The organism is Thiothrix lacustris DSM 21227, from assembly GCF_000621325.1.
GTDB classification, from domain to species: Bacteria; Pseudomonadota; Gammaproteobacteria; order Thiotrichales; family Thiotrichaceae; genus Thiothrix; species Thiothrix lacustris.
This window is the reverse complement of the sequence record NZ_JHYQ01000017.1, coordinates 1-22,317: the sequence shown is the minus strand read 5'-3', so window position 1 is coordinate 22,317 and position 22,317 is coordinate 1. Positions and strand designations below refer to the sequence as shown.

Here is a 22,317-nt window from a genome sequence, read left to right as displayed (position 1 = left end):
GATTAAGCGTTATAAATGGGATTTGATGGGATGAAGCGGGAAGATGTGGGATGATTCTCTATATTGAAATTATAATAAACAACACTCCTCTAGAAGCCAAGGATGATAGGCTGCCCCTAATCCCAACCCCATGCGAACCCAGCAGTTTTACGAAAATACTTGAGAAGTTCGCGGCTATCAGGAAGGTCTGGAGTGGCCTCCTCCGCGCCAACACTAACCGCTCCAGCCTTTTCAGCAATGATCTTTGGAAGGTCTCGCACTGAAAGCGCATCCAGCGAGACAGATAGTTGGCTCTCTCGGTTCTCGGTACGGACATCACCATTGTAAAAGTTGCGCATATTCCACAGGGTCGCGCCATCTGAATTCGCTACGGCGAAAGATATAATCTTGCCAGTCTTGTCCGTAATCGCTCTGTATGTATATTGCATCAACGCTTCCTTATAGCTGCTTCCAGCTCTGGCGGGATGTTGCCAGGCCACTGGTAGCCGAGTTCAGCTAGTTCGATTTCCATTTTTTCAAGCCCAGTACCTTGCAGGTTGCCGTAAATCGCTCTTGCAACCACGCCAAGATCATCGGTCTTAAACCCTAGTGGCGCTAGTTTATCACGGGCATATTCCAGTTCCGCAAGTAAAGCCGCCATGTGGTAAGGGATGTATTTGGCGGGGTTGCCCAGCGCAACGGCATTATCAAATTCCTGCTCGATAGCGGCAACAGCGCCAGGACTAAAGACGCTTCGCCCCCCTTTTTCGATCTGCCTAACCTCTTCCATCTCATGCTTGAGGGCTGCCGATCCAGCAATGCCGCCTTGCCTGATTTCCCCGAGAATGCCGGGGCGCAACTGTAGAATGTATAGATTCGTCTTGAGCAGATGAAACATATCCTTCAGCAAATCAGGGTCAACGCCTTTGAACTTGCTGATACGGGTCTCGCCAATGGCTTGCGTGATCTTGCTGACATACTCGAATGCTTCGCGGGGCGTAATCCCTGATAAAGAGTCCAGTTTTGCAGTGGCATATTCAGCCTGTGATTCCGCCCATGCCTTGCCAGGGTTGTAGCTCCACCCCGCATCAGGAAACATCACGATCTCTTGCCCGTTATCATCATATCTGCCCGTCTTGATGCCGGTAACATCGGCATAGCGCTGGCTTCCATCTGGGTTTCTCCCGGCTGGTACTGTGCGGGTTTCAAGCTTGTCGGCGCTGTCTTCAATCTGCAAGCCTTTGCGCTCGGCAGATTTCTTTGACATTGGGCTGATACGACACCGGCAGTTCCAGCCGTTTGGCGGGTAAAGAGTGCTCCAGATTGGGTCATCATGCCGCCACACTCGCCCATTTAAGGAGCTGTGCGCTGGGCGAGTGCGCGAATCCATCACTGCTACATACTGCCAGTAAGGGGTTGCCCATGCGCCTTCTTCCATTGCCCGGTAGCGCCCTGCCATGTAGGCTGTTTGCAGGTTTTGCTGGTAGATCAGCTTGAGTCGTGCCGGTGAACCGTATTGAACGGGGACGCTAGAACCCGGATACGTCTCTAGTATTTCGCCCGTACTCTTATCAATGGCCTTGCCCCACCACCCCTTGGCTTGCAATATCGGGGTTAGACGCTTCATGAATTCATGCTCAGTGATGCCGTCATGTAGTGCATCTCGCAGCCCTGCGTGAATGTCTGCCAGCACATCCATCTTGCCGACATGCGCCACAGTAAATGACGTTACCTGTGCATCCTGCCATAGCTCATTCCAGCTCTTGGTGAGTTTTAAGCCCTTGGATTCAAAGTAGCGGATGGCCTCTTCTGGCCTGAGGTTTAGGGCGAAGGTGACATCAGGCTTTGCCATTGCCAATATCCTGCTGGGCTTCCCATCGCCCCATCAAATCAGCGATGAACGATGCCTTGGTTAGTGCATCGCTTAGCTTGCTGCTATCCATTTCCGGGTATCCCATCATTAATGTAGTGAGGATGGTTTCGGCAGGGTCGCCAGCCCGCACACCCTCTAGAGCCTTATCAATCAGGGGCTGAATAAGCGCTTGCGCTTGAGACCGTAAGGCGTCATCTGTTGGTGTTGATGAATCAATATCGCCTTGTACGCTGTCTTGCCCATCGCTGCCCTTGAGTGCCGCCGTGGCCTCAGAGTTGCAGCATGAGCATCCGCTATGATGAGTCGCTTTCGCCGCCGCAGTTGAACCCGCCGTTGGCTGAGTAATTTGCAGTATCGGCTCATCACCATTCGGCGCAGGAATCTTGAATTTATTCCTTACCCATTCCAGTGGAATAGGCATTGCTTCCGCCAGCTTCACCAGTGCGTAGATGCTACGTTCATTGTCTTCTGGCTCGGTATCATCAAAAATGAACTGAGGAACACGGGTCAGTGTGGTATTGAATAGGCATAGCGGCTTAATCAGATTACTAGAAAGTGTTTTCCCGATCTGCCTCAGGTCTGATTTGCGGATCTCTTTTCTGGCATCATCATGAACGGATGCAGTGGCATAATTGCCATTCTTGCCGCTATCGCTAGTCAGTGTCCCCCCTAAAATAGCCTTGCTGATGCCGCCTTCAGCCCACCCAACCATTGCCATATAGGGATCAGCTTGGCCTTCCGCTGCTCGCTGGAATTCGATTGCCATATTGGCGGGTAGGATACCGGCTGCACTGTGCCCGATAGCTGTGACGGCACGCAATAGAGTGCTGCGTTCTTCGGCTGTCGCTCCACTTGGGTAGCGCCCTAGTCGCAGCGGCAGACCGTAAATCTCCAAGAACTCGGCAAAATCACGCGATGAAAACGCCCGGAACAGGAAAGGCCACACCGTTACTCGTGCCAGTGCCGTGTTGGTCAGGTATCCAGAGCGTGCTTTATGGGTGTGTGTTATCCATGAGTAGTCCTGTAGCGCCACGCCCTTGCCTTCTTGCGTGCGCAGCATTAAGGTATCGCGGTCTTCGGGCATTGCCGTAAACCAATTTGCCGGACGGTGCTGGATGGTGGCTGGCAGCCATGCCTTATCCGCGTATTCCCATTGTATTTCAGCGCACGCGTAGCCTTTATGAATGGCATCGGTCATGTCCCAGATAATATCTGGCATCGGCATGTTTTTCAGTTGCTCGGTTAGCTGCTCCAGTGCTTTTTGCTCTGATTTATCCGCATTACGCAAACTCAATGACCAGTCGGCAGTCAAGCAACCGCGTCGCCGCTTCATTAATTCCGCGTACAAATGTGTATCGCGCTCTTCCATATCATCGGCTAAATCAGCCAGAGCGCGTAGATTCCCCTGCTCTGCCTCCAGAAGCAGTGTCATCGCCTTGGCGGGTGTTAGGTTTTTCCCGGGGTGATCAGCAAACTCCTTGGGTAGGTAGCTTAGCGCTGCCGTTTGATCGCCCTTGGGAGGTGGTTGCTTTTTATTGCCCAGTAATCGGCTCATCCATTCCATACAACACCTCTTTGCTCATCCCATGAGCTGCCTGTGGCAGCCTCAAAATCCCCGATTTCCAACCCATTATCACGGGCGGCTGAATACGCCATCACGCCAGCAACCGCGCTATCGCCGTGCCGGAATTGCCCATCACTGCCTTTGTCGCGCTTGTCATCCATGCCTGGAACACCGCTCTTGAGTATTACCCGTCGATGGTCGGCAATAATGTCTTCGGACATTGGCACGGTAATGGTTTTGTCTTCGTAGGCGGCTTTATAGGGCGGGAAGTGCAGGCCATACCACCCTGCTGTCAGCATCACCGCTTCAATGCGAGCCGCACCGTAACGCTGCACGGCTGCTTCCGCGTGGCTTTGCCCATTGCCGCGTGCATCAAACTTGCCTTTATGAAACAGGGGTAGCTTGTCGATGACGTGAAACAGAATCAGGCGTTGCACATCAAACGGAATGCGCCGCAACTCAAGGGTGAATGCCGTACCCCAGTTGCCCGCACCGTTGTCTTGCAATACCCAGATAACACTCAGGTCACCATCGCGCCCAAAGTCTTGCCCCAGTGCCGAGCGCTTGCCGGGTAGGTTGTCCAGCACTGGATTCAGCACGTCAGCAATCCAAATCTTTGCCTGATCTAATCGTGCGGGGTCTGTGACCCATTCAATAGGCTTGCTGTAGCGGATAATGGGGATTTCAGGGCGTTGGCATTGCTCCACAATCAGGCGGCTGAAGTATGCGCCGCTGCCTGATTTGGGGATGGCATCCAGTTCTTCAGCAGCAGCGTCGCCGTAAAAGTCATAAACCTCATCCATCCACGCGGCTTCAGCTTCAGCCGTCCATGCAATACCAAGGCGTAAGCACACGCGACGATATAGACCCTGGCTAACTGCCTCGCGGAAGGTAATGCCCTGCACGCTGCCCTTGCGCTTGCCGCCGCGAATCTCTTTCACTAGCTCGTTGAAGGGGTTGCCTTCGCCGTTGTGCGTTGAGATGACGCGCACACGCCCACCCCAGATTAGTAGCGCCAACGCTGCTTTGAGTAGTTCGTCTAACTTATCGTGGAAGGCAGCTTCGTCGATGACCACCACGCCTTGTTTGCCGCGCAAGTTAGCAGGGCGACTGGAAAGCGCCACGATCCGAAAGCCGGAATCGGGAAAGCGAATGGTGTAAGTCTTGATGTGTTTGTCATCTTCATCCTCACCCCAGATACCCTCTTCGATTTGTCCGGCGGCGTAATTGAAGACTTTTGCCCAACCAGCACAGGCGTCGATGTATTCAATCGCCATGTCTTGGTTATAGCCGATGTAATAGACGTTCATGCCGCCCGCCTTTCTGGCGCTAGCGGCAATCAGTGTGTCATCCGCAGCCTCCGCCCATGTCAGGCCAGTGCGCCGTGATTTGACAGATACTTTCAATGAGGACTTGTCAGCTATCCATCGCTGTTGATAGGGGAGTAGGACGCTATCTGGAACTGGCGTGGTGGCACGTGGCAAAGAGGGAGTCATTCTGCCATCCCCAGAACTACTCGGCGTATTTCCTCGCCAAGCTCGGCACTTAGTCCGCCTTTTTTACCGATGGCATCAATTTTTTCAGCGGCGACTTGCGCCTTAGCTAGCACCTCGCCTTGCCATTTCTTGTTGGCAATGCTGGCGCGACTGACTTCGGAGATAGAGCGGGCGGCATTACTCAATAGCTTCATGCGCTCAGCAGGATCATCCTCGATATCGGCTTCTTGCAGATTCAATAGTGTTTCAAATAACTCAGATTGAACCAGTGAAATGACGCTGCCAGACAGGTGGTTTTCAGTGTCATCCACATTCGCCGCCAGCATTTTCGCCGCTTCCGTACTGGCCCTGATAGCGGATAAGCGCCGCTCCAGCTTTTGCCCGTACCGGTGCACGCTGGAGCGACTGACCGTGCAGCCCCGCTCTTGGAGTTCAGCCGCAAATGCCTCGTATCCCCGAAAGTTGGTTGCCAGTAGGGCGTTGTCCAGCCATGCCTTTACTTCCGGCGGCAATGTATCAATGGCGCTGGTGCGAGCCATCAGGAAGACCCCGCCCAATACTTTTCAGGTCGCGCAATGCCAGGGCGGCAATCCACGGTGTATTCGGCAATGTCCACTCCGGCACTGGTGAGTGATGCCAGCCAGAAACCAGCGGGGTTGCGCTCAATGTCCGTCAGGTGCCGCTCTTCCAGATAGCCGAGTTCGCGGCGCACTTCCACATCAGTGGTGTCGCTGTACACGCCCCGCGCGGTCGATTGCAACATGCTCTCGTGTGCACGCACCGGGCGCGAGTGGTTCAATGCCAGGATCAACAGCCAGCGCAGGGATTCGCGGCGAATCTTGGCGTGGTCAATATTCATGATCTCTCCTTAGCGGCTGCCCGCAATTGAGTGACTTCGAGCTTGTTGTAAAGGGCGTCCAGCTTGGCTTCGATGACGGTTTGCCCGCGCACATAGTCTTCACGGCGCACGTATTGCAATGGCAGGTCAGCCCGCAATTCCATTAGCTCCCGTTCCAGCCGTTTCCAGCCGTCGCTTTCCGCTTTGTTTTGTTCTTCAATGCGTTTTAGGCGGGTCTCGATGCCCGCCAGTAGTAGCTTGATGCCAGTGCCTAGCATCCCGGCGAATGCCAGTAGCAAGGTGATGATTTGGGGTAGCTCAATGTTGACGGTCATGCGGCGTCCTTGGGTTGGCATGGTGTTTATTGTGGTGCTCAAGCGCTGTTTGGCAGTCGATACAGCGCACCGCATTGACGGCGGCAACCCGTTTGGCTGGAATCATGACGCCGCACGACAGACAGTAGCGCCCCATTTCGTCTTCATCTGGCTCTTCGGTTCTATCCAGTGCTTTCGCCAGTGCTTGGGCGCGGTATAGCTCTTCAGTTTGTTGTGCTCTGTCCAAATCGTCCACGAATTATCCTTATACTGGGGTTGGCGCGGCATTCGTGCGCCACATTATTAATGGTTGCCGCGCCGTTGTCGGTGCAGCTAGTGGCAATCGCCCACTGCGAGAGCTTCGCGCCCGACCAAAAAGCGCCAATGATCGTGATCAATGCCAGCACGAATTCACCTAGGTTGCGCTCTGCTTTGGTCATTGGGTGCGAAGCCTGTGGGTCATTTGCCTTCGCCCCACGAGTAGTGATTGCCGTCTTCAAAGCGCCCGCCCCATGTGCCGCCTTGGCTTTCCCACCATTCACCCAACGGCTTATGGGCTTCAGTGCCTTGCAAGAATCCGCCGTCTTTGAATAGATTCAAATCAATGGCAAGGCGTAGCTTGTGGTAGCTGCGGCTTGCGCCATAGCCAACCTTGAAGCCGTATTCACCGTGCAGTCGCGGGTCGCGGAACGTGTCACCTAGCGTTACTTCATAGCCCATTTCATAGGCTTTAAGAATCAGCTTACCCGTCATTAAGGCGAATTCGGACTGGCGTTCGCGCAGTGTTGGTGCTGGCATAATGCCTCCTTAAAAAATGTCTTGCCCGGTGGCTTTGCGGTCATTGTTTTCCATACCAAGGTATTTATCGGCAGGCAGGTCAGGCTCTGGCAGTGGGTCGGGCAATGGCACTTCGGGCAAGCTGAATACAGCAGTCTTGCGGGTGATGATGGCTTCCAGCCCGTTACCGATGGTGGTGGTTAGGTTTTCAGTGCCAGCACGCAGGAAGATGACTTGCAAGCTCAATACCAGTAGCGTGCCACCCAATTCCCAGTTGCCTGTGTACATGAGGAAAGCGGCAAGCAGCAAGCCAATTGCGCCCATAATGTAGGTGCGCAAACCGCCCATTGGAATGGCGTTTAGCGCAAAGGTGAAGAACGTTTTGAACATGATGACTCCATAACGATGTGTCAGATAAGTAGTTACGCTGACAGTATGGAGGTGGGCTTATGACGCGAAAAAAGAACGGGGGTAATTAACCCGTTAGAATAGCGAAGGCTGGATTTTATTGATGTGCAAGGTGCGCTGGGCGCGTTGGATTTCCCAGATTTGCTTCATGGATAAGTTGTAGCGTTGCGCCAAAACCGCCACGTCGGTTTTGCCTGCAAGGCGGTAGATTTCGCGGTCACGCAAAGCTCGCTTGAGTTCATCGCCCTTGGGCAGGTAATACTGACAGCCGCCGAAATTGTTGGCGTGGTCATGGACAATGGTTAGTGATACTTGCGCTGCCCGCTCATCATCCATGCCAATCCGTAGCAGCGTAGCGTGTACGCCGTCGAGCATTTGCACCAGTGTTTCAGGCCACTTGGAGCGTGCGGTGCTGCTGTCGGGGGTGGTGAGTAGGTTATCCATAAGCGAACAATAGCCGAACATGGCAGGCATTTCAAGGCAGGCAAAAAGAAGCCCGCACAGGGCGGGCTTCGGTGGGTCAATAGTGGAAGTCAAGTCGCAGTGGGTATTGGCTTTCACCCCACCCGTCTTGCAGTTTTCGGGCAACGCGGGCGGCTTGTCCGATCTGATACATTTCCAGTTTGCGCGGGTTGATGATGCCAACCTTGACCATTGAACGGATTGCCCGCGCTACGGTGCTGGCGGATTTCTTTACGGCTTTGGCAATCATCTTGTATGGGTAGCCCTCAAGCGCATACTGCTTGATTGCACGCCAATGCGGGTAGCGATTGAACCAGTAGTTTTCATGCTGGGTTTCCATCCGGCTGATTTCATCAAGCTGACCTCTCATTACTGCGTCATAGGTGCGAATGACTCTAATATGGAATTCAGGGCTGATCCACATGGCGTAGTAGTAGACAAGCTCTTTGACGACGAATGTGCCGAGATTTTGCGTTGTGCTAAAAGCCGGAATTCCGGCTTTTCCAAGCTCCGCAATCAGGTCTTTTGTCTGTTTATTTGATAGCCAATAGTTCGGGCGGTGGCGCTTTTCCTCTCCTGATGCCTTGTGCAGGTCATTTAGGCAGTAACGCCCTTCCGCGTCTTGCTGGATAGTGATGTTGGCAACGATTAAATCTTTCATGCTTTCGGTCTCCAGAATAGGTTGTTGGTGACTTGCTCCATGCGGTCGGTGATGATGCCGCAAACCACAGAAAGGGTTTCCTGTCGTATCTCGACAAACTCGGCTTGATTGCTGGAAAGGTAATGGATGAGTTCAACTAGATGATACGCCTCGTACAGGGCGGTGTGCTGATCGTCGTTGAGGGTGGCGGGTGCGTTAAAGTCGTCTTCGGGTGAGGTATTCATAGCAAGCTCCATTGGTATCAGGTTGCGTTTCCGTCACTCCCGACCAAGAGGGTGAGCGGAACTGAATGGGGTTGGTCGACCGGCCCAATGGATACCGGCAGGACTTGCGTCCTCCCCATCCAGCCCGCCCATAGAAAAGGGCTTGCATAGATGGCACGCACAAAAAAACCGCTTAAAGCGCGGTTGTGCGCCAATGGTATCCGGGCGACCAAACCCGGTTGCGGATTTTGCCGCAACGGATTTAGCATAGACCCGGATATAAAACATGTCAATTACTCCTTAGTTGCTCGATGGATGCGGTTAGTTTGGTGATCTGGCTTTGCCAGTACTCGTGACCTTCCTCGTCGGGTTTGTAGACGGTGATGGTACGTTTGGCGTGGTCGAGTTCGCCGATCAGTGCGCGGTACTCTTCCGCGCGTTTGCTGGCAGGGCTGGTAACGCCAGCAGATGGTGCTTCCAGATGATCCAGCCAGCGCCGCTCAGTTAACCAGCCTTGCGCCATCTTGCGCACTTGCCCCGGCTGCATTGGCTTGGCAGCTTCGGCTTTAGCGGCGCTGATGATCTGGCGGTATTCATCGTCCTTGCATTCGCCCAGTTGCAACCAGCGCATTGCCGCACCATTGCGCCCTTGCTTGTGGTTGAATGCCCCCCAGAACTGATCAAACAGCTTGCGTTGGCGCTCGCTCATTTGCTGGCAATAGTCGGCTTCTGGTGAGCGCGGCTTGCTCTCGCCTTGCTTATCGCCATAGCCTGCTTCCGTGAGCTTTTTCCAGAGTGATGCCGCCCACTGGATTGCCCGTCCTGCATCCGGCTTTTCGTGGTGGCAAGCCACAAACAGCGCGGCAGTGCTGCGCACGAACTTCTGCTTGTCGCTCATAGCGCCTCCTTCACAGGGCGTTTTGCCCATGACTTTAGGGCTTCGATTAGGCGTTTGGCTTCGGCGGGTTCTAGCCAGTCGGGGCTTGCCTTGCCGGTTTCGGCTTTGACCCAGCTTTCCATCGCTGCATTGGTCTTGTTGGCGACGTGACCGGCTTGATACAGGTCTTTCCATAGCATAATCAGCTTGCGGCTATGGGGTTGGCTGTATTGCTTGCCTTGCGCTTTGCGGGGTTTGCTGGGCTTGAAACCCAGTTGTACCATTGCTGCTAGCACCTTGAGTTGCTCGGTAACGCTCAGTTTGGCGGCGCTGTTCTTGCCAGTGAGACGGGTTAGCAAGGCGCGGTAAGCGTCGTCTTCCATGCCCAGTTGCTTTTGGGCGATTTTGATCTTGGCGATATTGTTCGCGCTCATCATGATCTCCTTATAGTGCGTACTATTAAGTAGTAGATGCCTGCTATCAGCACTGCCGCTGCCAGAAAAGGCAACGTCAAGCCGATCATGAGCCAGTCGAAGCGGGTGATACCCCGCTCCGGCGTGGTGCTAGCGTCATCTGCCAATGCGTCACGCCCCAAAATTTCTTTGAGCCGTTCGGGATCATTGGCAAATTGCCGCCGCAGGATTTCGAGTTGGTGCGCTGTCACGCCACCACCCCAGCAAGGTCAAGGTTGATCAACTTGTATTTGTCGGTCATACCGATGCGCTCATACAGGCGGATGTAGGTCGTCACGCCGTTGGTGTTGAGGCAGTCCCTGAGTGCCTGCATAGCGGTCTGCCAGTCTTCATCGTCTATTTCCAGACGCATCAAATCGACCACGGCACTGGTGCGTAACTCGCCCTTGGTGTTGGGCTTGAATGCCCGCATCACCAATGCTTTGAGTTCTGAGCGTGCGCCGTCAGACCATTTGATGATGCACTTCTCTACCAGTGCCTTGGCGGCTTCCAGCTCTTCCGTGAAAGTGATGATCTTGCTTTGCACGCGCTCCAGACGGTAGCGCCCATCGTAAGTGTGCAGTTGGATATTGCCCTGCTTGCCGCCAATGCTTACGCCGTACTTCTCGGCACTCATGCTGATCAGGTCGGCAATGTCATTCAGGGCGCGGGTTTTGAATGCCAGCAAGTCAGCGCTGATGGCCTTGGCATCCATTGCCAATTCCATCACCACTGAATCGCGCAAGATGTCGGATTCACGCACGTTTTCAGTAGGGGTCAAGTCGCCATTGGCTTTACGCATATAGCCTTCTGGCACGTCTGGCATAGAGCTGCGGGTGGTATCGGTTGTCATAATCAGCCTCCGAATAAGGATTTGAAGAATGAGGTAGGTTGCGACTCGGTATCAGGGTCGATACGGTCAGCGTGCGTATGGGTGTAAGTGGCAAGGTGGTGATTCCACTCATCCACACCTTTGCCTACAAAGCCCTCGCCACGTACCGCGCTGGCGGTGTGGCAATCGCCATCCGCATTCAGCGCAGTGACGGCAACGGCTTTTAGCCCGGCGCTGGCGGCATCGCGTGCCAGCTCTTTTACGTATTCGTCTTCGGTCTGAGTGTTCCAGAAATCAAACATACCCATGAGGGTGCTCCTGTGTTGGTTGCAAAGTGCCGGGGATATTGATTGCGCCTCGTGGGGTTGCAGCCCCACTCCGTTTGCACGGAACCCGGCGTTGGCGCGTCGATTATTCGTAGCGGCGAGCCACCTCACTAAACAGGCACGCGGTGCTGTGTTGCAGGGTCTCGTCAGTGATCTGATCCAGCAAGTTGCGCATGAACACCACTGCTCGCGCCTTGGCGCTGACTTGGCGCATTGTCGGGATGCGCCGCAACAACAAGCTGATATTCAAGACGCGGATAGCGTCGTAATTCACCGACGCTTGCGCACAAAGCCGGATGGCATCATTGATTAAGCGCAAGTCTTCCGCGTCTTTGGGGCCTTCGTATTTGGATGGCTCGATAGCCATTGAGCGTGCTTGTGGCATCTCATACCTCCTTCACGGTGTCGGCATCAATCACCGGCACGCCAATGCTGGCTGCCAGATTCATGCACGCGGTTAAGAAGTTGTTGATAGCGAGCGGATACAGCAAGCTGACCTTGCCGCGCTTGCCTGCGTTGACCGTCATGCGTTGGCGCATCGCTTCAATGCCGCTGGCATCAATCACGGTGCTGACATCTGTACCGGTGCGCTTGAACTTGAAATTCAGGTAGTTTTCAAGATCGGCATCCAGTGCTTGCAGCTCCACCAGTTCGATACGCTGAGTGACTTCACGCACTTCGGGGTTGGTTTCGGAGAGCTTCAGGCGCAATTCGGGCTGACCGATCAGCACAATCCCGAGCAGCTTGCGGAAACCGTCTTCCAGTTCACGGAAACGTTTCAAGTGTTTCAGGGTTGGTAGCGGCAAGCCGTGCGCCTCTTCGATGATCAGCAGATGCTTATTACCAGCGCGGCTGCTATCGCGTAGCAAGCGGTGCAGTTGGGCGTAACGCGCTTCCGGTGACATGCGCGGCTTTTCCATTGGCGCAATCGTGGTGATAATGGCTTCGGCGATAGACCCAGCTTTCAGGGTTTTGCCCTTGCGGTCGTTGTCTTCCATGCCTAGGATGTACGGTTCAATCACAATCACCTGCTCATTCTCGCGCTGGATGCGCTCCAGCAGGTCACGGCGTAAGGTGGATTTGCCCGCCCCGCTTTCGCCCACTACCGCCATGAATCCGCCAAAGCGGGCGGCGCTCCATAGCGATTCCCGTACATAGCGGCTATCGGCAGTGGTGAATACGTCGTCTGAATCCTGCATGGCTTCTTCGGTGAACGGGTCGCGGAATAGCGAAAAATGTTTGCGTGCCGCTGGTGTTAGGGTCTGCTTTCTTAGTAACATGTTGATCTCCAGTGTTGCTTCTGTGTTGGTTGCGATGGTGGAATCGCCCTCGGTGGCTTGCAGGTTGCCGGGGGCAACTTCTTCAAACAGGGCGGGGTGTGCCGGTACGGTTTGCGTATCCAGATACTGGCTAATCTCCCGCTCCAGCTCTTCTCTCTCCTTCCTGATAGGCCAGTTACCATGATTGAGTAACTGGCACATCGCTGCTTTGCTGATACCCACCTCGCGTGCCAATGCTGCTTGTGGCACGCGGTGTTGTTCCAGATGTGGCTTCAGGGCTAGCATGTCAGCCTCCTACCACGCGCAACGCGGGTTTGGTGGTGACGGGCTTGCGGTCAGTGCGCCCCATGAAGTACAGCTTCAGGTCTTCGATGTGTTCTTGTGGCACATCACCGGCTGGGTACATAGCTTTCAATTCGGCAAAGCATTCGGGTAGCCACACCGGGCCAATCGTGCTGCGAATGCTTTTGGCGGCTTCGACCAGTGACAGCGGGCGCAAGCGGATATCAGGCGCAACCACGGTGCTGGCTTGTCCGCGTTTTTCCATCCAGTCCGGCAGGTTGGGTTCGGCATCAACCAGTGGCTTGTAAGGGTCGATTTCCCCATTGAAGGGGATCGCTTTTGCTTTGCGTCTGCCCGTGGCTTGCGCCTCGGTGTTTTTGCCGTAAGCGACTTCCTCAATGGTTTTGTTGGCAATCTCGATGGCGGTATCGGCATGGCGCTTGTATTCCTCGCCAATCTCAGCCGCGCGTTCATCCCACCCGAATTCATTGGTGGTAACGGCTTCGGCATTCATGGTGTAGGGCTTGCCGTCCTTGTCGATCAGGTGTACGCGCATCACGCCGGGCAACCACGGGTTTTCAGATACTTCGATCTCACGGTTCACGTACACGTCAGGGATGTGTGAAACGGCGTACTTCGTGGCATTCCAGCTAACATGTAGGTACTGGTTGACCTTGCGGGTCTTGATGCCGCTATTGATCAGTTCGCGGCACGTTTCACCATCAGGCGCTTTGCGCAATTGCTGCTGGTTGATGCGACTCCATGCAGCGTAACGGGTCATGCCGTGCCGGGAATGGGTGGCGGTGGCGTTGAAGTTGCGCATCCAGCGGTGGGCGTGATCATTCAGTTCTTCCAGTGTTGCCACTTTAATGAAGCGCAAGCCACCCTCGAAGTTGCGCTCAATGATGTTGTGCATCCCTTCCACCTGCCCCTTGGCGCGTGGATTGCCGGGTTCATTCACCAAGGGGCGCACATCCAGCAATCGGCACAAGCTCATTAGCAGGGCGCTGGTGTTGGCGCTGCCGGGGTCAAGCATCAGCATGTCAGGTACGCCGTGGAATGGGTCATTGCGCCCGCGCCACTGCATGGCATTGATGAAGACATCCAGCAGGTTCTTACTGCTTTCGCCGCCGTAAACGTATTCCAAGTACACCGTGCCGCTGGCGTGGTCGGTGATGGCGTAACGGGTCACGCGGTCGCTTTCGATCTTCTTGAAGTTGCCCGGCTTGTTCTTGTTGAACTCAGCGGCGGGCATGGCTTGCAGCGCCTTGTCGCGTGGCAGGTAGTACAGCACGCAAACCGATGCATCCAATTGCCAGCACTGGTTAGGGTGGCTGGACTTCAAGCCGCGCACTGGGGAATCCTGCCCAAGTTGTTCTGGGTGCAGGGTGTTGGCGCGTAAAGCGCGTTCGATGGCGCTATCGCTGTATTGGCGTATTTCGCCAGTGTTCTTGTCCATATACTCCGCCTTGATTTTGCCGTTGGCGCGTAATTCCTTTACGGCTTGGGCAACGTTGCGCAAGCGCCGTCCTGTCTGGCGCTCACTGGTTTTCATGTAGGCTGATATAATGTAAAGCTCTGCTTTCTCCATGCCGGTTGTGCCAATATCACTGCGTTGCTTGCGGGTGTTGCGACCACCCGCTACTTGATTCAGCCAGTTGTGCAGGGTCTTGGTGGTGATGCTAAGGTGAGTGGCGGCATCCGCGTAAATCGTCTGTTTCTGCCCGTGCTTGGCGTTACGGGCAGCAATGGCGACTTGCACGAGGTATTCAGTGTGTGCTTTGTCCATTACCAACCCCTTCAATTGTTGCCCAGTCAAAGCCTTCCATTGCTGTATCCGCTGCTTGCTGGGCGGCTTCGGTTTCCCAGAATGCGCCTTGCTCGCCAATGGGTTCGCCGTAGAGGCTGAATTCATTGCGTAGGTCGCTGATGGCGTATTCCAGTTGGGACAGATAACCCAGCATGGTGGGGGTGTGGTCGATGCCAGTTTTTTCGCGGTGGACATCCAGTGCTTGCAACATGCTGCGCAACTTGGCGCGGATGCCGACTAGCTCCACTTCGTTAACCACTGTCGTCGCTTGCTTGCGTAGGTCTTCGGCTTCGCGGTCAGGATCAGGCATTGTCGCCTGCTCCACCCCGCGCTTCTCGGTCAGCTTGCGACTCAGGTTATCCAGCTTGCCTTCCATTTCATCCAGCTTCTGGTTCTTCGCTTGAAGCTGCTTGTCCTTTGTGCCGCTGAGTTCCTTGGCTTCGCGCAGGGCAATGCGTAGTTCACGCACGCTCATTTTGTCCACGTCGTCGAGCTTGATACCTGCAACAGTGCCGCCTTCGGTGAGTTCTTTAAGGTCATCATTGTCGAGAATCATCATCTCAAAGACCTTTGAGCGGCTCTTGACGGCGCTAAGCAAATGTTCAGACGTTTGAACATTTGAAAGCTTCGTTGCCACCTTCATGACGTTGTGAGCCGTTCCAACGCTCAAGCCTAGTGTTTCAAGTGCAGCGCGGAAATTGCCATGTCCTTCCATTTCCTTGAGCATGATCAGGCGTTTGCCTAATTCGATGGCGGACTTGGCGCTGGCTTCGATAAAGAATGCGCATTCGTTTAATACGCGGTCGTAGTTGTAAGGCAGGTTGTCGCCGTAGGTGGCGACGACTTGCTGCATTTGCTGTTGGGCTTGCTGGGTGGCAACCAAGTCGATGGTTTTGAGGTCGGTGGGGTCAATCATGGTGCTTCTCCTTGTTTGTTAAGGTCATGCACGCATGTGTCGTCATCCAGGTCGACGTCATCCGCTGATTCTGGCGTTTGCAAGACGTGCATGAGCGCAGTGATGTCGGCTACCGCCAGTTCCATTTCTATGTCAAATGTGCGTTTGCCTTCGCCGAAGTCTTCCAGTAATGTTTTCAGTCGGTCGTGACGCGCATCCAGTTGTCCTTTGATAAAGGGCAGGTTGAAAAGAAATAAGCGTTCCGCGTGTTCTTGTTGTGCTGTTTTCATAAAGAGGTTCTCCGGTGACTGTTCTAAGAAAAAGTGAAGTAAAACCCTATATTGATGAGTTGAATGAGTTTCATACCAAGCTGGTGGAGGCGCTGATGCAGCCGCCGAGCGAGGACAACTGGAAAGTGCATTCATACAGTGCGCCCGACTTTCAGCGTGATTTCTACAACGTAGATTTGGATGCCATTGCCCGACTCATGAAGCATTACGAAATCACTGCAAAATTTACTTCTCAGCTTAAAAAGAAAGCCGCGAAGCCGTTGGGCTAGGAAGATCATGGCGTATTGATCCTGTAATCTGCTTTCACGATAAGGATGTCTTGTTTGGGCTTTGCCAGTGCCACTGGCTTGCCGCCCGCCTTGTCTATCTGTGTCAGGTACTCGCTGATAAAGACTGGCTTGCGCTTGGCTTTTGGGGGGGTAGTGTGTTTCATTTCGCACCCGCCACAAACTGGCTTGTGCCATCGCTGAAATGCAGCCAGCAACCCGTGGAGCTGCATTGCTTGTGAATGATGACGGGCGGCTTGGGTGACACACGCACAAACTCGGTGGGCGGTGGCAGCTTTGGCTTGTCGGCGGCATTGCCGTCAGGGGCGGCTGTCAGTAAGCCAATCGCCAGCAAGACAGCAGCGGTTGCACCCATGCCATTACGCCATGCCCACTTGGTGGTTTTCGCCATGCGGCGTGAAGAGGGAATGGTTGCTTGGCTGTAGGTGGTTAACGTGCCGCCCTTGCCGACCGCTTCCGGGGCGCGGTAAGTTTTGACGTGATTCATGTTGGCAATCCATGCGCGGTGACTGCGCAGGAACTGGGTTGCGCCATGCGCTTCAAGCCATTGCTCAATGCCATTGATTGAGAGGTAGCGCCCCTTATCGGAGCTGGTAGTGGTAATGCCGTTTTTGTCGATCAAGCCCATAACGAACGTGTCCGCGCCGTCAGTGAGGCGCACCAGTGTGTATTTGTCTTCCGCGTAAAACGCTTCCACGCTATCCAGTGGGTGGCGCTCTTCAACTCTTCCTAGACCGGCTTGGCGGGTGAGTATGAGTAACTTATTCATGATGATCCCCTTATTGATGTGCGCCAGCGATGACGCGGGCGTTGTATTCGTTGATGCGGCCTTGCATACGACTGATGTGGTCAGCATGTGCTTGTGCCATTTGCAGAAACTTAATGGAGTGCGCCCAGCGTCCGGTCTCCAATTGGGTGACAAACCCGGCTGCTGCCAGTGTGTTGAGGGAGAGGCTAACGCCACTGCTGAAGTAGCCGGTGGCCTCGGTGATTTGCTTGTTGGTCAAGCCGGTGAGGCTGTGACCTTTCAGCACGTCCAGTACCCGCAATGCCCGTTCGGCTGAGCTTTGGGTGCGTTTGGCGTTGGGTTGTTCGGCTTTGGTTCGCATTTGTAAAAATACCTATGCTATAGTTGCGATATAAATTTAAGGCTTATAAACTCAAGTGGGCGTTACGCCGCTTGGCTTACAAAGCTTTCAATGGCCTCAGCGATGGTGCGGCTCTTGCCCTTTGTGCCCAGCTCGTAACCGTTGAGTAAGCGGTAAACGCCATACGGATTAAACCCGTGGTCACGCGCCCACTGGGTGATGGGTGTGCCCTGCTCGGCAAGCCGCTGACGGAAAGATTGAAACAATGGTTGTGTTTGCATGGAATGCTCCTTGGTAAAAGGTGGGGCTTGGGTTGCAGCCCTTGCCCCGGTTGCGTTGGTTGCTTGAGAAAAGAGGTTTTTAAAAGTGAAAGATAAAGAATCTGCTGCTGATAAGATCAAGCGTCTCCAGCGCACCGTTGAGGATGGTCTGATTCAGGCGGATGCTCTCCAGCATATTGCACTGGGTGAGCATGTTCTGAAGGTGCTTGAGGGCGGTACTGATCTATCAATTGATACGCTGCTTCACTCACTAGGGCAGACGGCCACGGACGATCCACAGACAATAATTCAGCGACAGGCGCAAGCAGTGATTGGCTTGCTTCGCCAGCGGCTTGCTTAATTTCCAGTTTGTCACAGGCAATGTGGATAGCGGTGATGTATGCCGACTCATCCAGCTTGTAGGTGGATTGCAGGCGGCTAAACATTTGCTGGAACGACAGCTCCTGAATAGCCATCTCGCTGATAAGTAGTTCCATTAGGTGGTTGCTCATGACTGGCTCCTTAGATACGCGCCCCGTTTAAAGGGGATTAAGACTTTCGTTCAGTGTTTGTTGTGTTGCTGGTGTTTATTATGGTAACTGTTTCGTTACCTGTCAAGATAAAAAGGAGAATAAAAAGTGACTTTTGGCGATAGATTGCGTGAAGAGCGCGAGCGACTAGGCGCGACTCAGCCAGTGCTTGCTGAAATGGCTGGAACAACCAAGAAGAGCCAGATTGACTATGAAAAGAATTCCGCACAGCCAAAGTCTGGATACTTGGCAGCGATTGCTCAGGCTGGCGCGGATGTGCAGTACATTCTGACGGGGGTTCGCAGTGCCAGCACGTTGGCGGCAGATGAGCGGTTGTTGCTGGAGCGGTATCGGGCGGCAGCACCAGCGGGGAAGGATGCGATACTGGGCGCTGCGATAGGGCGGGAGCAGGCGGCGCGGGTGGTTATCCACGGCGAGGTTGGGCAGAGCTTTGGTGATGCGGCAACCATTGGTGATGTGAGTTTCACTATGGGCGGGAAGAAGAAGCCGAAGGGGTAGGTAAATACCGCGACGTAGCGGCATTTGAAATGCGCCGATATCGACGTATTTGAAATTAACAGACGTCTGGTAATTTGAGTAACAATAAAAACAAAAGGGGCTTAGATGAGCAAGGTAGAAATACAAGGGGATGTAGGGCAGGTATTCGCAGGCGACATAGGGCAAGTGCACATTCACTACCCGCCAGCCGTGCGCGGCTGGGGGCTGGTGATACTGCTAGGGCTAGAATTTTTCGCTGCCACTGGGTGGCTGATACTGATTTTCAAGGGGGTGGTGTGATGGCAGATGATCTTGCAACGGCTTGGGTAGCGGCTGGGTCAGCATTTGTTGGTGTAGTGCTTTCTCAAGCCGCCGAGTTGCTAAAAGCATATCTCGATAAAAAACATCAAAGGCAAGACCTATATCGTCAAAAGTTTGAGTCTCTTGTTCTGGAGATAGATGGTTGCTCTGAGGTTCTGACTCGTTTGGTAGTGGAAGACCAAGCATTGCCCTCCGAATTGGTAGCCAAAACCGCGCTTGCCGCCGCCGATAAAGCACGTCGTGCCAGGACGCTGGCTTGCCTGTATTTCCCCGGCCTTGTGGCTGATTGCGATCGGTTTCTTCAGTCATGTCTTGTCCTGGTAAATGATTTTTCGACGCAAAAGGTAGACAAGGCATTTGAGGCGGCATTCCTCGCCCATGCCCGTGATTTCAATTCTGACCGCAGTGCCATGGAAAAGGCAATTATTGAGAATGCTGGTCGCCATATCTGAAGGCGCGGTCGCTAGTGCTATAGTTGGTGTATTAAAGCAGCGAGCATCCATCATGACCGTCATCCGTATCGAAATCAACGACACCGCCTTTCGCGCCACCTTGCAGCGCATCCACGCCCGGCTAAGCAACCCCCGCCCCTTGATGGCCGGCATTGCCAACCTGATGCTGGAAGCCGTTGAAGATAACTTTGAGCAAGAGCGCAACCCCGAAACGGGAGCCAAATGGCCGTCACTCAGCCAAAGCACCCAAGACGCTCGCCAGAAAAAAGGCTCATGGCCCGGCAAGATATTGCAAGTGTCCGGTAGCTTGGCAAGCTCCGTTAGCCAGTCATACGGCGACGACTTCGCAGCCGTCGGCACAAACAAAGTGTATGCCCCGATCCACCAGTTCGGCGGCAAAGCGGGGCGCAAACACGCCGCCACCATCCCCGCCCGCCCATTCTTGGGCTTAAGCCAACAAGCCAGGCAAGATATTATCGAAGCTGTAGAAGGCTACGTAACGCAATCATTCAACCCCTAGGGCTACAAGGTTACGTGTTGGGGCGTGTCACGCGCCCTGATAGCGTTTATAAACGTTCATAGAACCACTGCCATGCCGCACGTCTGGCAATATCCGCTAATCCGGCGTAGCATCCCCGTTTGATCATCTTGCCACCGCTGGCAAAATGGTAGCTTCCTACCCGCCTATACTCATTACCCGCGTTATTTTCTGATCACCCAAGCCACCGCCTACACTGGCGGCATGAAACAGCAATCACCCCATAACACCCCGTCAACATCCGTCACCCGCTGCGAGGGAGTCTACCTTGCAGCGTTGCGGCTGGATGATAACGGCGAACCCTTGCCGATGGTGCAACTGCTACCGCTGGGCAGGTTTCGGGCGCGTGATGGCAGACCCAACACCGACCACCCCAATCTGACCGACTGGCTGTTCGATGGCGACATCAATGCCCGTGTGGTGAATCGCTTTGCTGCTGACAATATGCCGCTGCTGATCGACTACGAACACCAAACCATGCTGGCAGAAGACAACGGCAAGCCTGCCCCCGCTGCTGGCTGGGGTAGTAATATGCAGGTGTTGGCAGACGGCTTGTACGTTGAAGTGCAATGGACGGAATCCGCCAAGGCAATGATCAAAGCACAAGAGTACCGCTTCATTTCTCCGGTATTCACTTACGACGAAATCAGCGGGCAAGTGCTGAAAGTCCTGCACGCCGCCCTTACCAATTACCCCGCGCTCACCGGCTTACGTCCGGTCACGGCGCGACACACAACACCCACTCAGGAAACTGACATGCCACTGAAACCCGAAACCCTAACACTCCTGGGTGTTGAGGCTGGCGCATCTGCGGATGACATCCACGCCGCCATCGCCACCCTGAAAGCCAAGCCAGCCGTCACCACGCCAGACCCCGCGCAATACGTGCCACTGACGCAATTTGAAGCCCTCAAAGGCGAGCTGGCGACCTTGAAAGCCCACCAGCAACAAACCGAAGTCGATGACCTGATCGAAGTCGGCAAGTCATCCGGCAAGCTGCTGGCAGCGCAAGAACAATGGGCGCGTGAACTGGGCAATAGCAATGTCGCCGCATTGCGCTCTTATCTGGATAGCACGCCAGCGATTGCCGCGCTCAAAGGCAACCAAACCAACGGCAAGCCACCGGCAGACGGCGGTGCATCCGTCGCAGCCCTTACCAGTGATGAGCTGCTGGTTGCCAAACAACTGGGTATTAGCCCGGCTGACTTCGCCAAATCCAAGGAGGCCAACTAATGGCAGCATTAACCGCCGCGCTGTTGCAGGCGCTCAACACCGGCTTCAAGCGCGAATTCCAAAACGGCTTAAGTATGGTCACGCCCACCTGGGATAAGATCGCCACCCGTGTGCCATCCTCCACTAAATCCAACACCTACGGTTGGCTCGGTCAAATGCCGCGCTTTTCAGAATGGGTCGGCACGCGCTCGTTGAAAAGCATTGCCGCCAGCGGTTATGCCATCACCAATAAAGACTACGAAGCCTCGGTGGAAGTGAAGCGCACGGACATTGAAGATGACGAAATCGGCATTTATTCCCCGCTGTTCCAAGAACTGGGGCGCGGTGCATCGGTCTTCCCTGATGAATTGCTGTTCGCGCTGCTGGCGGCGGGTCACACCACCGCGTGCTACGACACCAAAAACTTCTTCGCCGCCGATCATCCGGTCTACCCCAATACCGATGGTACGGGTACGGCAGTCGCTACCAGCAACCTGACCGCAGGTGCTGGCACAGCATGGTATTTGCTGGATACCTCCCGCGCCGTCAAACCGTTGATCTTCCAGGACCGCAAAGCGGCTAACTTGGTCGCCATGACCAACCCGGATGATGAAGCGGTGTTCATGAGCAATACCTACCGCTACGGTGCTGACTTGCGCTGCAACGTCGGGTTTGGCTTCTGGCACATGGCGCATAAATCCCAAGCGGCATTGGATGCGGCGGGCTTGAGTGCTGCTATCGCTAAGATGCAATCACTGAAAGGGGACGGTGGTCGCCCACTGGCAATCAACCCCACTTTATTGGTTGTGCCGCCATCCTTGCGTCAAGCTGCACTGGATACGGTCAAGGCGGAACGCAACGCAGCGGGTGCAACCAACACCAATATGAATGCGGTTGAAGTCCTCGTATCCCCGTACCTGTGAGGTGAATGATGTACTGCACGCAGACGGACATTGAAGAACGCTTCGGGTTGATGGAGTTGGTGCAACTGACCGACCGCACCCGTAGCGGTCTGGTGGATGCTACGGCGGTGGCGCGTGCCATCACCGATGCTGCCGCTGAGATAGACGGCTATCTGGCGGGGCGCTACAGCCTACCATTTGAAGCCAGCCCGTCTGTATTGGCGCGTCTGGCGTGCGACATTGCGATTTACAATTTATTTGCCGCGCGGCGCAATGGCGGTGTGTTCGAAGATGTGCGCAACCGTTACCGCGATGCTGTGCGCCTACTGGAAAATATTGCGAACGGCAAGGTGACACTGGGGACAACCGTTATTTCAAACCTACCCAAATATACCTATAGCTAGCTAAAAGTAGTCATGGTGTTGAATCCCTGCTTCACGGGGGCTGGTTTCGCTTTCGGCTTACACCGAGAGCCAGCGCCTTCCCCTCCACAGGCAGACACCGTGTAACTCACGGCGTATTCTTGCAAATTCTTGGCGGCGTTTACGTCACGGTCATGGACTGCACCGCAAACAGGGCAAGTCCATTGACGTATCGACAGCGGCAGATT

Annotated in this window: 38 protein-coding genes; 8 read left to right on the top strand and 30 right to left on the bottom strand. The window is 54.5% G+C overall.

Features of this window, described 5'->3' with window-relative positions; all coding sequences use genetic code 11:
• Window positions 1-116: 116 nt before the first annotated feature.
• The 24 genes from Q394_RS0109190 to Q394_RS0109080 form a co-directional block, all read right to left on the bottom strand.
• Entirely contained in the window at window positions 117-428 is a 312-nt protein-coding gene (locus Q394_RS0109190) for a hypothetical protein (protein WP_028489029.1), read from the bottom strand.
• On the bottom strand, window positions 428-1,831 hold the full coding sequence (locus Q394_RS21425; protein WP_051543202.1) for a phage head morphogenesis protein: 1,404 nt from the start codon (window positions 1,829-1,831) through the stop codon (window positions 428-430). The genes Q394_RS0109190 and Q394_RS21425 overlap by 1 nt, the downstream gene beginning before the upstream one ends.
• Complete coding sequence (locus Q394_RS0109180; protein WP_169735889.1) at window positions 1,818-3,407, bottom strand: DUF935 domain-containing protein; 1,590 nt, start codon at window positions 3,405-3,407, stop codon at window positions 1,818-1,820. Before Q394_RS0109180 ends, Q394_RS21425 begins: the two co-directional genes overlap by 14 nt.
• Window positions 3,404-4,912 carry a hypothetical protein gene (locus tag Q394_RS19705; protein ID WP_084260407.1) on the bottom strand — a complete coding sequence of 503 codons (1,509 nt, stop codon included), beginning with the start codon at window positions 4,910-4,912 and terminating at the stop codon, window positions 3,404-3,406. Before Q394_RS19705 ends, Q394_RS0109180 begins: the two co-directional genes overlap by 4 nt.
• Entirely contained in the window at window positions 4,909-5,451 is a 543-nt protein-coding gene (locus Q394_RS0109170; RefSeq protein ID WP_028489027.1) for a DUF3486 family protein, read from the bottom strand. The genes Q394_RS19705 and Q394_RS0109170 overlap by 4 nt, the downstream gene beginning before the upstream one ends.
• Window positions 5,451-5,771, bottom strand: coding sequence for a hypothetical protein (locus Q394_RS0109165; RefSeq protein ID WP_028489026.1), 321 nt, complete (start codon window positions 5,769-5,771; stop codon window positions 5,451-5,453). Before Q394_RS0109165 ends, Q394_RS0109170 begins: the two co-directional genes overlap by 1 nt.
• Window positions 5,768-6,085: a hypothetical protein gene (locus Q394_RS0109160; RefSeq protein ID WP_028489025.1), complete on the bottom strand. Its 318-nt coding sequence runs from the start codon at window positions 6,083-6,085 to the stop codon at window positions 5,768-5,770. Before Q394_RS0109160 ends, Q394_RS0109165 begins: the two co-directional genes overlap by 4 nt.
• Window positions 6,069-6,320 carry a TraR/DksA C4-type zinc finger protein gene (locus tag Q394_RS22395; RefSeq protein ID WP_051543196.1) on the bottom strand — a complete coding sequence of 84 codons (252 nt, stop codon included), beginning with the start codon at window positions 6,318-6,320 and terminating at the stop codon, window positions 6,069-6,071. Before Q394_RS22395 ends, Q394_RS0109160 begins: the two co-directional genes overlap by 17 nt.
• Window positions 6,289-6,504 carry a hypothetical protein gene (locus tag Q394_RS22390; protein ID WP_156946798.1) on the bottom strand — a complete coding sequence of 72 codons (216 nt, stop codon included), beginning with the start codon at window positions 6,502-6,504 and terminating at the stop codon, window positions 6,289-6,291. Before Q394_RS22390 ends, Q394_RS22395 begins: the two co-directional genes overlap by 32 nt.
• Before the next feature lie 19 nt (window positions 6,505-6,523).
• Window positions 6,524-6,862: a M15 family metallopeptidase gene (locus tag Q394_RS0109150; RefSeq protein ID WP_038141024.1), complete on the bottom strand. Its 339-nt coding sequence runs from the start codon at window positions 6,860-6,862 to the stop codon at window positions 6,524-6,526.
• Window positions 6,863-6,871: 9 nt separating this feature from the next.
• Entirely contained in the window at window positions 6,872-7,231 is a 360-nt protein-coding gene (locus Q394_RS0109145; RefSeq protein WP_028489023.1) for a hypothetical protein, read from the bottom strand.
• Between the two features lie 93 nt (window positions 7,232-7,324).
• A complete protein-coding gene (locus Q394_RS0109140) occupies window positions 7,325-7,693 on the bottom strand; it encodes a Mor transcription activator family protein (RefSeq protein WP_028489022.1) in 369 nt (122 codons plus the stop codon).
• A 76-nt stretch (window positions 7,694-7,769) separates the two neighbouring features.
• Window positions 7,770-8,372, bottom strand: coding sequence for a KilA-N domain-containing protein (locus Q394_RS19695; RefSeq protein ID WP_051543192.1), 603 nt, complete (start codon window positions 8,370-8,372; stop codon window positions 7,770-7,772).
• Window positions 8,369-8,596 carry a hypothetical protein gene (locus tag Q394_RS0109130; protein WP_038141020.1) on the bottom strand — a complete coding sequence of 76 codons (228 nt, stop codon included), beginning with the start codon at window positions 8,594-8,596 and terminating at the stop codon, window positions 8,369-8,371. Before Q394_RS0109130 ends, Q394_RS19695 begins: the two co-directional genes overlap by 4 nt.
• 268 nt (window positions 8,597-8,864) lie before the next feature.
• On the bottom strand, window positions 8,865-9,473 hold the full coding sequence (locus Q394_RS0109125; protein WP_028489020.1) for a hypothetical protein: 609 nt from the start codon (window positions 9,471-9,473) through the stop codon (window positions 8,865-8,867).
• Window positions 9,470-9,889: a gp16 family protein gene (locus tag Q394_RS19685; protein WP_084260405.1), complete on the bottom strand. Its 420-nt coding sequence runs from the start codon at window positions 9,887-9,889 to the stop codon at window positions 9,470-9,472. The genes Q394_RS0109125 and Q394_RS19685 overlap by 4 nt, the downstream gene beginning before the upstream one ends.
• Entirely contained in the window at window positions 9,886-10,116 is a 231-nt protein-coding gene (locus Q394_RS0109115; protein ID WP_028489019.1) for a hypothetical protein, read from the bottom strand. Before Q394_RS0109115 ends, Q394_RS19685 begins: the two co-directional genes overlap by 4 nt.
• A complete protein-coding gene (locus Q394_RS0109110; protein WP_028489018.1) occupies window positions 10,113-10,757 on the bottom strand; it encodes a DUF3164 family protein in 645 nt (214 codons plus the stop codon). Before Q394_RS0109110 ends, Q394_RS0109115 begins: the two co-directional genes overlap by 4 nt.
• 2 nt (window positions 10,758-10,759) lie before the next feature.
• Window positions 10,760-11,044, bottom strand: a complete 285-nt coding sequence (locus Q394_RS0109105) for a hypothetical protein (protein WP_028489017.1) — start codon at window positions 11,042-11,044, stop codon at window positions 10,760-10,762.
• A 103-nt stretch (window positions 11,045-11,147) separates the two neighbouring features.
• Window positions 11,148-11,447 carry a hypothetical protein gene (locus Q394_RS0109100; protein WP_028489016.1) on the bottom strand — a complete coding sequence of 100 codons (300 nt, stop codon included), beginning with the start codon at window positions 11,445-11,447 and terminating at the stop codon, window positions 11,148-11,150.
• Between the two features lies 1 nt (window position 11,448).
• Entirely contained in the window at window positions 11,449-12,627 is a 1,179-nt protein-coding gene (locus tag Q394_RS0109095) for an ExeA family protein (RefSeq protein ID WP_028489015.1), read from the bottom strand.
• A 1-nt stretch (window position 12,628) separates the two neighbouring features.
• Complete coding sequence (locus Q394_RS19680) at window positions 12,629-14,413, bottom strand: DDE-type integrase/transposase/recombinase (RefSeq protein WP_051543187.1); 1,785 nt, start codon at window positions 14,411-14,413, stop codon at window positions 12,629-12,631.
• Window positions 14,394-15,350 carry a DUF3102 domain-containing protein gene (locus tag Q394_RS19675; protein ID WP_051543184.1) on the bottom strand — a complete coding sequence of 319 codons (957 nt, stop codon included), beginning with the start codon at window positions 15,348-15,350 and terminating at the stop codon, window positions 14,394-14,396. The genes Q394_RS19680 and Q394_RS19675 overlap by 20 nt, the downstream gene beginning before the upstream one ends.
• The gene (locus Q394_RS0109080; protein WP_028489014.1) at window positions 15,347-15,619 is read right to left on the bottom strand and encodes a hypothetical protein; all 273 of its coding nucleotides are present in this window, start codon (window positions 15,617-15,619) and stop codon (window positions 15,347-15,349) included. Before Q394_RS0109080 ends, Q394_RS19675 begins: the two co-directional genes overlap by 4 nt.
• 14 nt (window positions 15,620-15,633) lie before the next feature.
• On the opposite strand from Q394_RS0109080, the gene Q394_RS0109075 reads away from it, so the two are divergent.
• On the top strand, window positions 15,634-15,888 hold the full coding sequence (locus tag Q394_RS0109075; RefSeq protein ID WP_028489013.1) for a hypothetical protein: 255 nt from the start codon (window positions 15,634-15,636) through the stop codon (window positions 15,886-15,888).
• Window positions 15,889-15,893: 5 nt separating this feature from the next.
• Here the strand turns inward: Q394_RS0109075 and Q394_RS22385 are convergent, their stop codons facing one another.
• From Q394_RS22385 to Q394_RS0109050, 5 genes are all read right to left on the bottom strand, one after another.
• Window positions 15,894-16,052 carry a hypothetical protein gene (locus Q394_RS22385; protein ID WP_156946795.1) on the bottom strand — a complete coding sequence of 53 codons (159 nt, stop codon included), beginning with the start codon at window positions 16,050-16,052 and terminating at the stop codon, window positions 15,894-15,896.
• Window positions 16,049-16,675, bottom strand: a complete 627-nt coding sequence (locus Q394_RS0109065) for a LytTR family DNA-binding domain-containing protein (RefSeq protein WP_028489012.1) — start codon at window positions 16,673-16,675, stop codon at window positions 16,049-16,051. The genes Q394_RS22385 and Q394_RS0109065 overlap by 4 nt, the downstream gene beginning before the upstream one ends.
• Before the next feature lie 10 nt (window positions 16,676-16,685).
• Window positions 16,686-17,015 carry a helix-turn-helix domain-containing protein gene (locus Q394_RS0109060; protein WP_028489011.1) on the bottom strand — a complete coding sequence of 110 codons (330 nt, stop codon included), beginning with the start codon at window positions 17,013-17,015 and terminating at the stop codon, window positions 16,686-16,688.
• 62 nt (window positions 17,016-17,077) lie between these two features.
• Window positions 17,078-17,275 (bottom strand): helix-turn-helix domain-containing protein, encoded by a 198-nt coding sequence (locus Q394_RS19670; protein WP_038141012.1) that lies wholly within the window; start codon window positions 17,273-17,275, stop codon window positions 17,078-17,080.
• A 116-nt stretch (window positions 17,276-17,391) separates the two neighbouring features.
• Window positions 17,392-17,766, bottom strand: a complete 375-nt coding sequence (locus Q394_RS0109050) for a hypothetical protein (RefSeq protein WP_028489010.1) — start codon at window positions 17,764-17,766, stop codon at window positions 17,392-17,394.
• Between the two features lie 126 nt (window positions 17,767-17,892).
• On the opposite strand from Q394_RS0109050, the gene Q394_RS22720 reads away from it, so the two are divergent.
• The 7 genes from Q394_RS22720 (at window position 17,893) to Q394_RS19660 (ending at window position 22,111) form a co-directional block, all read left to right on the top strand.
• On the top strand, window positions 17,893-18,303 hold the full coding sequence (locus Q394_RS22720) for a helix-turn-helix domain-containing protein (RefSeq protein ID WP_028489009.1): 411 nt from the start codon (window positions 17,893-17,895) through the stop codon (window positions 18,301-18,303).
• Between the two features lie 105 nt (window positions 18,304-18,408).
• Window positions 18,409-18,582, top strand: coding sequence for a hypothetical protein (locus Q394_RS22375; protein WP_156946793.1), 174 nt, complete (start codon window positions 18,409-18,411; stop codon window positions 18,580-18,582).
• A complete protein-coding gene (locus Q394_RS0109035; RefSeq protein ID WP_028489008.1) occupies window positions 18,582-19,055 on the top strand; it encodes a hypothetical protein in 474 nt (157 codons plus the stop codon). The genes Q394_RS22375 and Q394_RS0109035 overlap by 1 nt, the downstream gene beginning before the upstream one ends.
• Entirely contained in the window at window positions 19,036-19,575 is a 540-nt protein-coding gene (locus Q394_RS0109030) for a phage virion morphogenesis protein (RefSeq protein ID WP_051543181.1), read from the top strand. The genes Q394_RS0109035 and Q394_RS0109030 overlap by 20 nt, the downstream gene beginning before the upstream one ends.
• A gap of 222 nt (window positions 19,576-19,797) precedes the next feature.
• A complete protein-coding gene (locus Q394_RS19665) occupies window positions 19,798-20,826 on the top strand; it encodes a phage protease (protein ID WP_051543178.1) in 1,029 nt (342 codons plus the stop codon).
• The gene (locus tag Q394_RS0109020) at window positions 20,826-21,728 is read left to right on the top strand and encodes a Mu-like prophage major head subunit gpT family protein (RefSeq protein WP_028489006.1); all 903 of its coding nucleotides are present in this window, start codon (window positions 20,826-20,828) and stop codon (window positions 21,726-21,728) included. Before Q394_RS19665 ends, Q394_RS0109020 begins: the two co-directional genes overlap by 1 nt.
• 5 nt (window positions 21,729-21,733) lie before the next feature.
• Window positions 21,734-22,111, top strand: a complete 378-nt coding sequence (locus Q394_RS19660; protein ID WP_084260401.1) for a gp436 family protein — start codon at window positions 21,734-21,736, stop codon at window positions 22,109-22,111.
• Here Q394_RS19660 and Q394_RS19655 read toward each other — a convergent pair.
• Window positions 22,108-22,317 (bottom strand): zinc ribbon domain-containing protein (locus Q394_RS19655; protein WP_038141010.1); only part of this gene is annotated, 210 nt, incomplete at its 5' end. The genes Q394_RS19660 and Q394_RS19655 overlap by 4 nt on opposite strands.

What these genes read in the sequence shown, in the direction of transcription:
- Q394_RS0109095 (WP_028489015.1), bottom strand. Translation starts at nt 12,627, where the DNA reads ATGCTAGCCCTGAAGCCACATCTGGAACAACACCGCGTGCCACAAGCA.
- Q394_RS0109060 (WP_028489011.1), bottom strand. Translation starts at nt 17,015, where the DNA reads ATGCGAACCAAAGCCGAACAACCCAACGCCAAACGCACCCAAAGCTCA.
- Q394_RS22385 (WP_156946795.1), bottom strand. Translation starts at nt 16,052, where the DNA reads ATGAAACACACTACCCCCCCAAAAGCCAAGCGCAAGCCAGTCTTTATC.
- Q394_RS0109050 (WP_028489010.1), bottom strand. Translation starts at nt 17,766, where the DNA reads ATGAGCAACCACCTAATGGAACTACTTATCAGCGAGATGGCTATTCAG.
- Q394_RS0109100 (WP_028489016.1), bottom strand. Translation starts at nt 11,447, where the DNA reads ATGCCACAAGCACGCTCAATGGCTATCGAGCCATCCAAATACGAAGGC.
- Q394_RS19685 (WP_084260405.1), bottom strand. Translation starts at nt 9,889, where the DNA reads ATGATGAGCGCGAACAATATCGCCAAGATCAAAATCGCCCAAAAGCAA.
- Q394_RS19695 (WP_051543192.1), bottom strand. Translation starts at nt 8,372, where the DNA reads ATGAAAGATTTAATCGTTGCCAACATCACTATCCAGCAAGACGCGGAA.
- Q394_RS19705 (WP_084260407.1), bottom strand. Translation starts at nt 4,912, where the DNA reads ATGACTCCCTCTTTGCCACGTGCCACCACGCCAGTTCCAGATAGCGTC.
- Q394_RS19660 (WP_084260401.1), top strand. Translation starts at nt 21,734, where the DNA reads ATGATGTACTGCACGCAGACGGACATTGAAGAACGCTTCGGGTTGATG.
- Q394_RS0109110 (WP_028489018.1), bottom strand. Translation starts at nt 10,757, where the DNA reads ATGACAACCGATACCACCCGCAGCTCTATGCCAGACGTGCCAGAAGGC.
- Q394_RS0109145 (WP_028489023.1), bottom strand. Translation starts at nt 7,231, where the DNA reads ATGTTCAAAACGTTCTTCACCTTTGCGCTAAACGCCATTCCAATGGGC.
- Q394_RS0109160 (WP_028489025.1), bottom strand. Translation starts at nt 6,085, where the DNA reads ATGACCGTCAACATTGAGCTACCCCAAATCATCACCTTGCTACTGGCA.
- Q394_RS0109030 (WP_051543181.1), top strand. Translation starts at nt 19,036, where the DNA reads ATGCTGGTCGCCATATCTGAAGGCGCGGTCGCTAGTGCTATAGTTGGT.
- Q394_RS0109165 (WP_028489026.1), bottom strand. Translation starts at nt 5,771, where the DNA reads ATGAATATTGACCACGCCAAGATTCGCCGCGAATCCCTGCGCTGGCTG.
- Q394_RS0109035 (WP_028489008.1), top strand. Translation starts at nt 18,582, where the DNA reads ATGGCAGATGATCTTGCAACGGCTTGGGTAGCGGCTGGGTCAGCATTT.
- Q394_RS19670 (WP_038141012.1), bottom strand. Translation starts at nt 17,275, where the DNA reads ATGCAAACACAACCATTGTTTCAATCTTTCCGTCAGCGGCTTGCCGAG.
- Q394_RS0109080 (WP_028489014.1), bottom strand. Translation starts at nt 15,619, where the DNA reads ATGAAAACAGCACAACAAGAACACGCGGAACGCTTATTTCTTTTCAAC.
- Q394_RS19680 (WP_051543187.1), bottom strand. Translation starts at nt 14,413, where the DNA reads ATGGACAAAGCACACACTGAATACCTCGTGCAAGTCGCCATTGCTGCC.
- Q394_RS0109065 (WP_028489012.1), bottom strand. Translation starts at nt 16,675, where the DNA reads ATGAATAAGTTACTCATACTCACCCGCCAAGCCGGTCTAGGAAGAGTT.
- Q394_RS0109170 (WP_028489027.1), bottom strand. Translation starts at nt 5,451, where the DNA reads ATGGCTCGCACCAGCGCCATTGATACATTGCCGCCGGAAGTAAAGGCA.
- Q394_RS19665 (WP_051543178.1), top strand. Translation starts at nt 19,798, where the DNA reads ATGAAACAGCAATCACCCCATAACACCCCGTCAACATCCGTCACCCGC.
- Q394_RS0109125 (WP_028489020.1), bottom strand. Translation starts at nt 9,473, where the DNA reads ATGAGCGACAAGCAGAAGTTCGTGCGCAGCACTGCCGCGCTGTTTGTG.
- Q394_RS21425 (WP_051543202.1), bottom strand. Translation starts at nt 1,831, where the DNA reads ATGGCAAAGCCTGATGTCACCTTCGCCCTAAACCTCAGGCCAGAAGAG.
- Q394_RS0109190 (WP_028489029.1), bottom strand. Translation starts at nt 428, where the DNA reads ATGCAATATACATACAGAGCGATTACGGACAAGACTGGCAAGATTATA.
- Q394_RS0109020 (WP_028489006.1), top strand. Translation starts at nt 20,826, where the DNA reads ATGGCAGCATTAACCGCCGCGCTGTTGCAGGCGCTCAACACCGGCTTC.
- Q394_RS19675 (WP_051543184.1), bottom strand. Translation starts at nt 15,350, where the DNA reads ATGATTGACCCCACCGACCTCAAAACCATCGACTTGGTTGCCACCCAG.
- Q394_RS0109130 (WP_038141020.1), bottom strand. Translation starts at nt 8,596, where the DNA reads ATGAATACCTCACCCGAAGACGACTTTAACGCACCCGCCACCCTCAAC.
- Q394_RS0109180 (WP_169735889.1), bottom strand. Translation starts at nt 3,407, where the DNA reads ATGAGCCGATTACTGGGCAATAAAAAGCAACCACCTCCCAAGGGCGAT.
- Q394_RS22375 (WP_156946793.1), top strand. Translation starts at nt 18,409, where the DNA reads ATGAGCAAGGTAGAAATACAAGGGGATGTAGGGCAGGTATTCGCAGGC.
- Q394_RS22390 (WP_156946798.1), bottom strand. Translation starts at nt 6,504, where the DNA reads ATGACCAAAGCAGAGCGCAACCTAGGTGAATTCGTGCTGGCATTGATC.
- Q394_RS0109150 (WP_038141024.1), bottom strand. Translation starts at nt 6,862, where the DNA reads ATGCCAGCACCAACACTGCGCGAACGCCAGTCCGAATTCGCCTTAATG.
- Q394_RS0109140 (WP_028489022.1), bottom strand. Translation starts at nt 7,693, where the DNA reads ATGGATAACCTACTCACCACCCCCGACAGCAGCACCGCACGCTCCAAG.
- Q394_RS0109105 (WP_028489017.1), bottom strand. Translation starts at nt 11,044, where the DNA reads ATGGGTATGTTTGATTTCTGGAACACTCAGACCGAAGACGAATACGTA.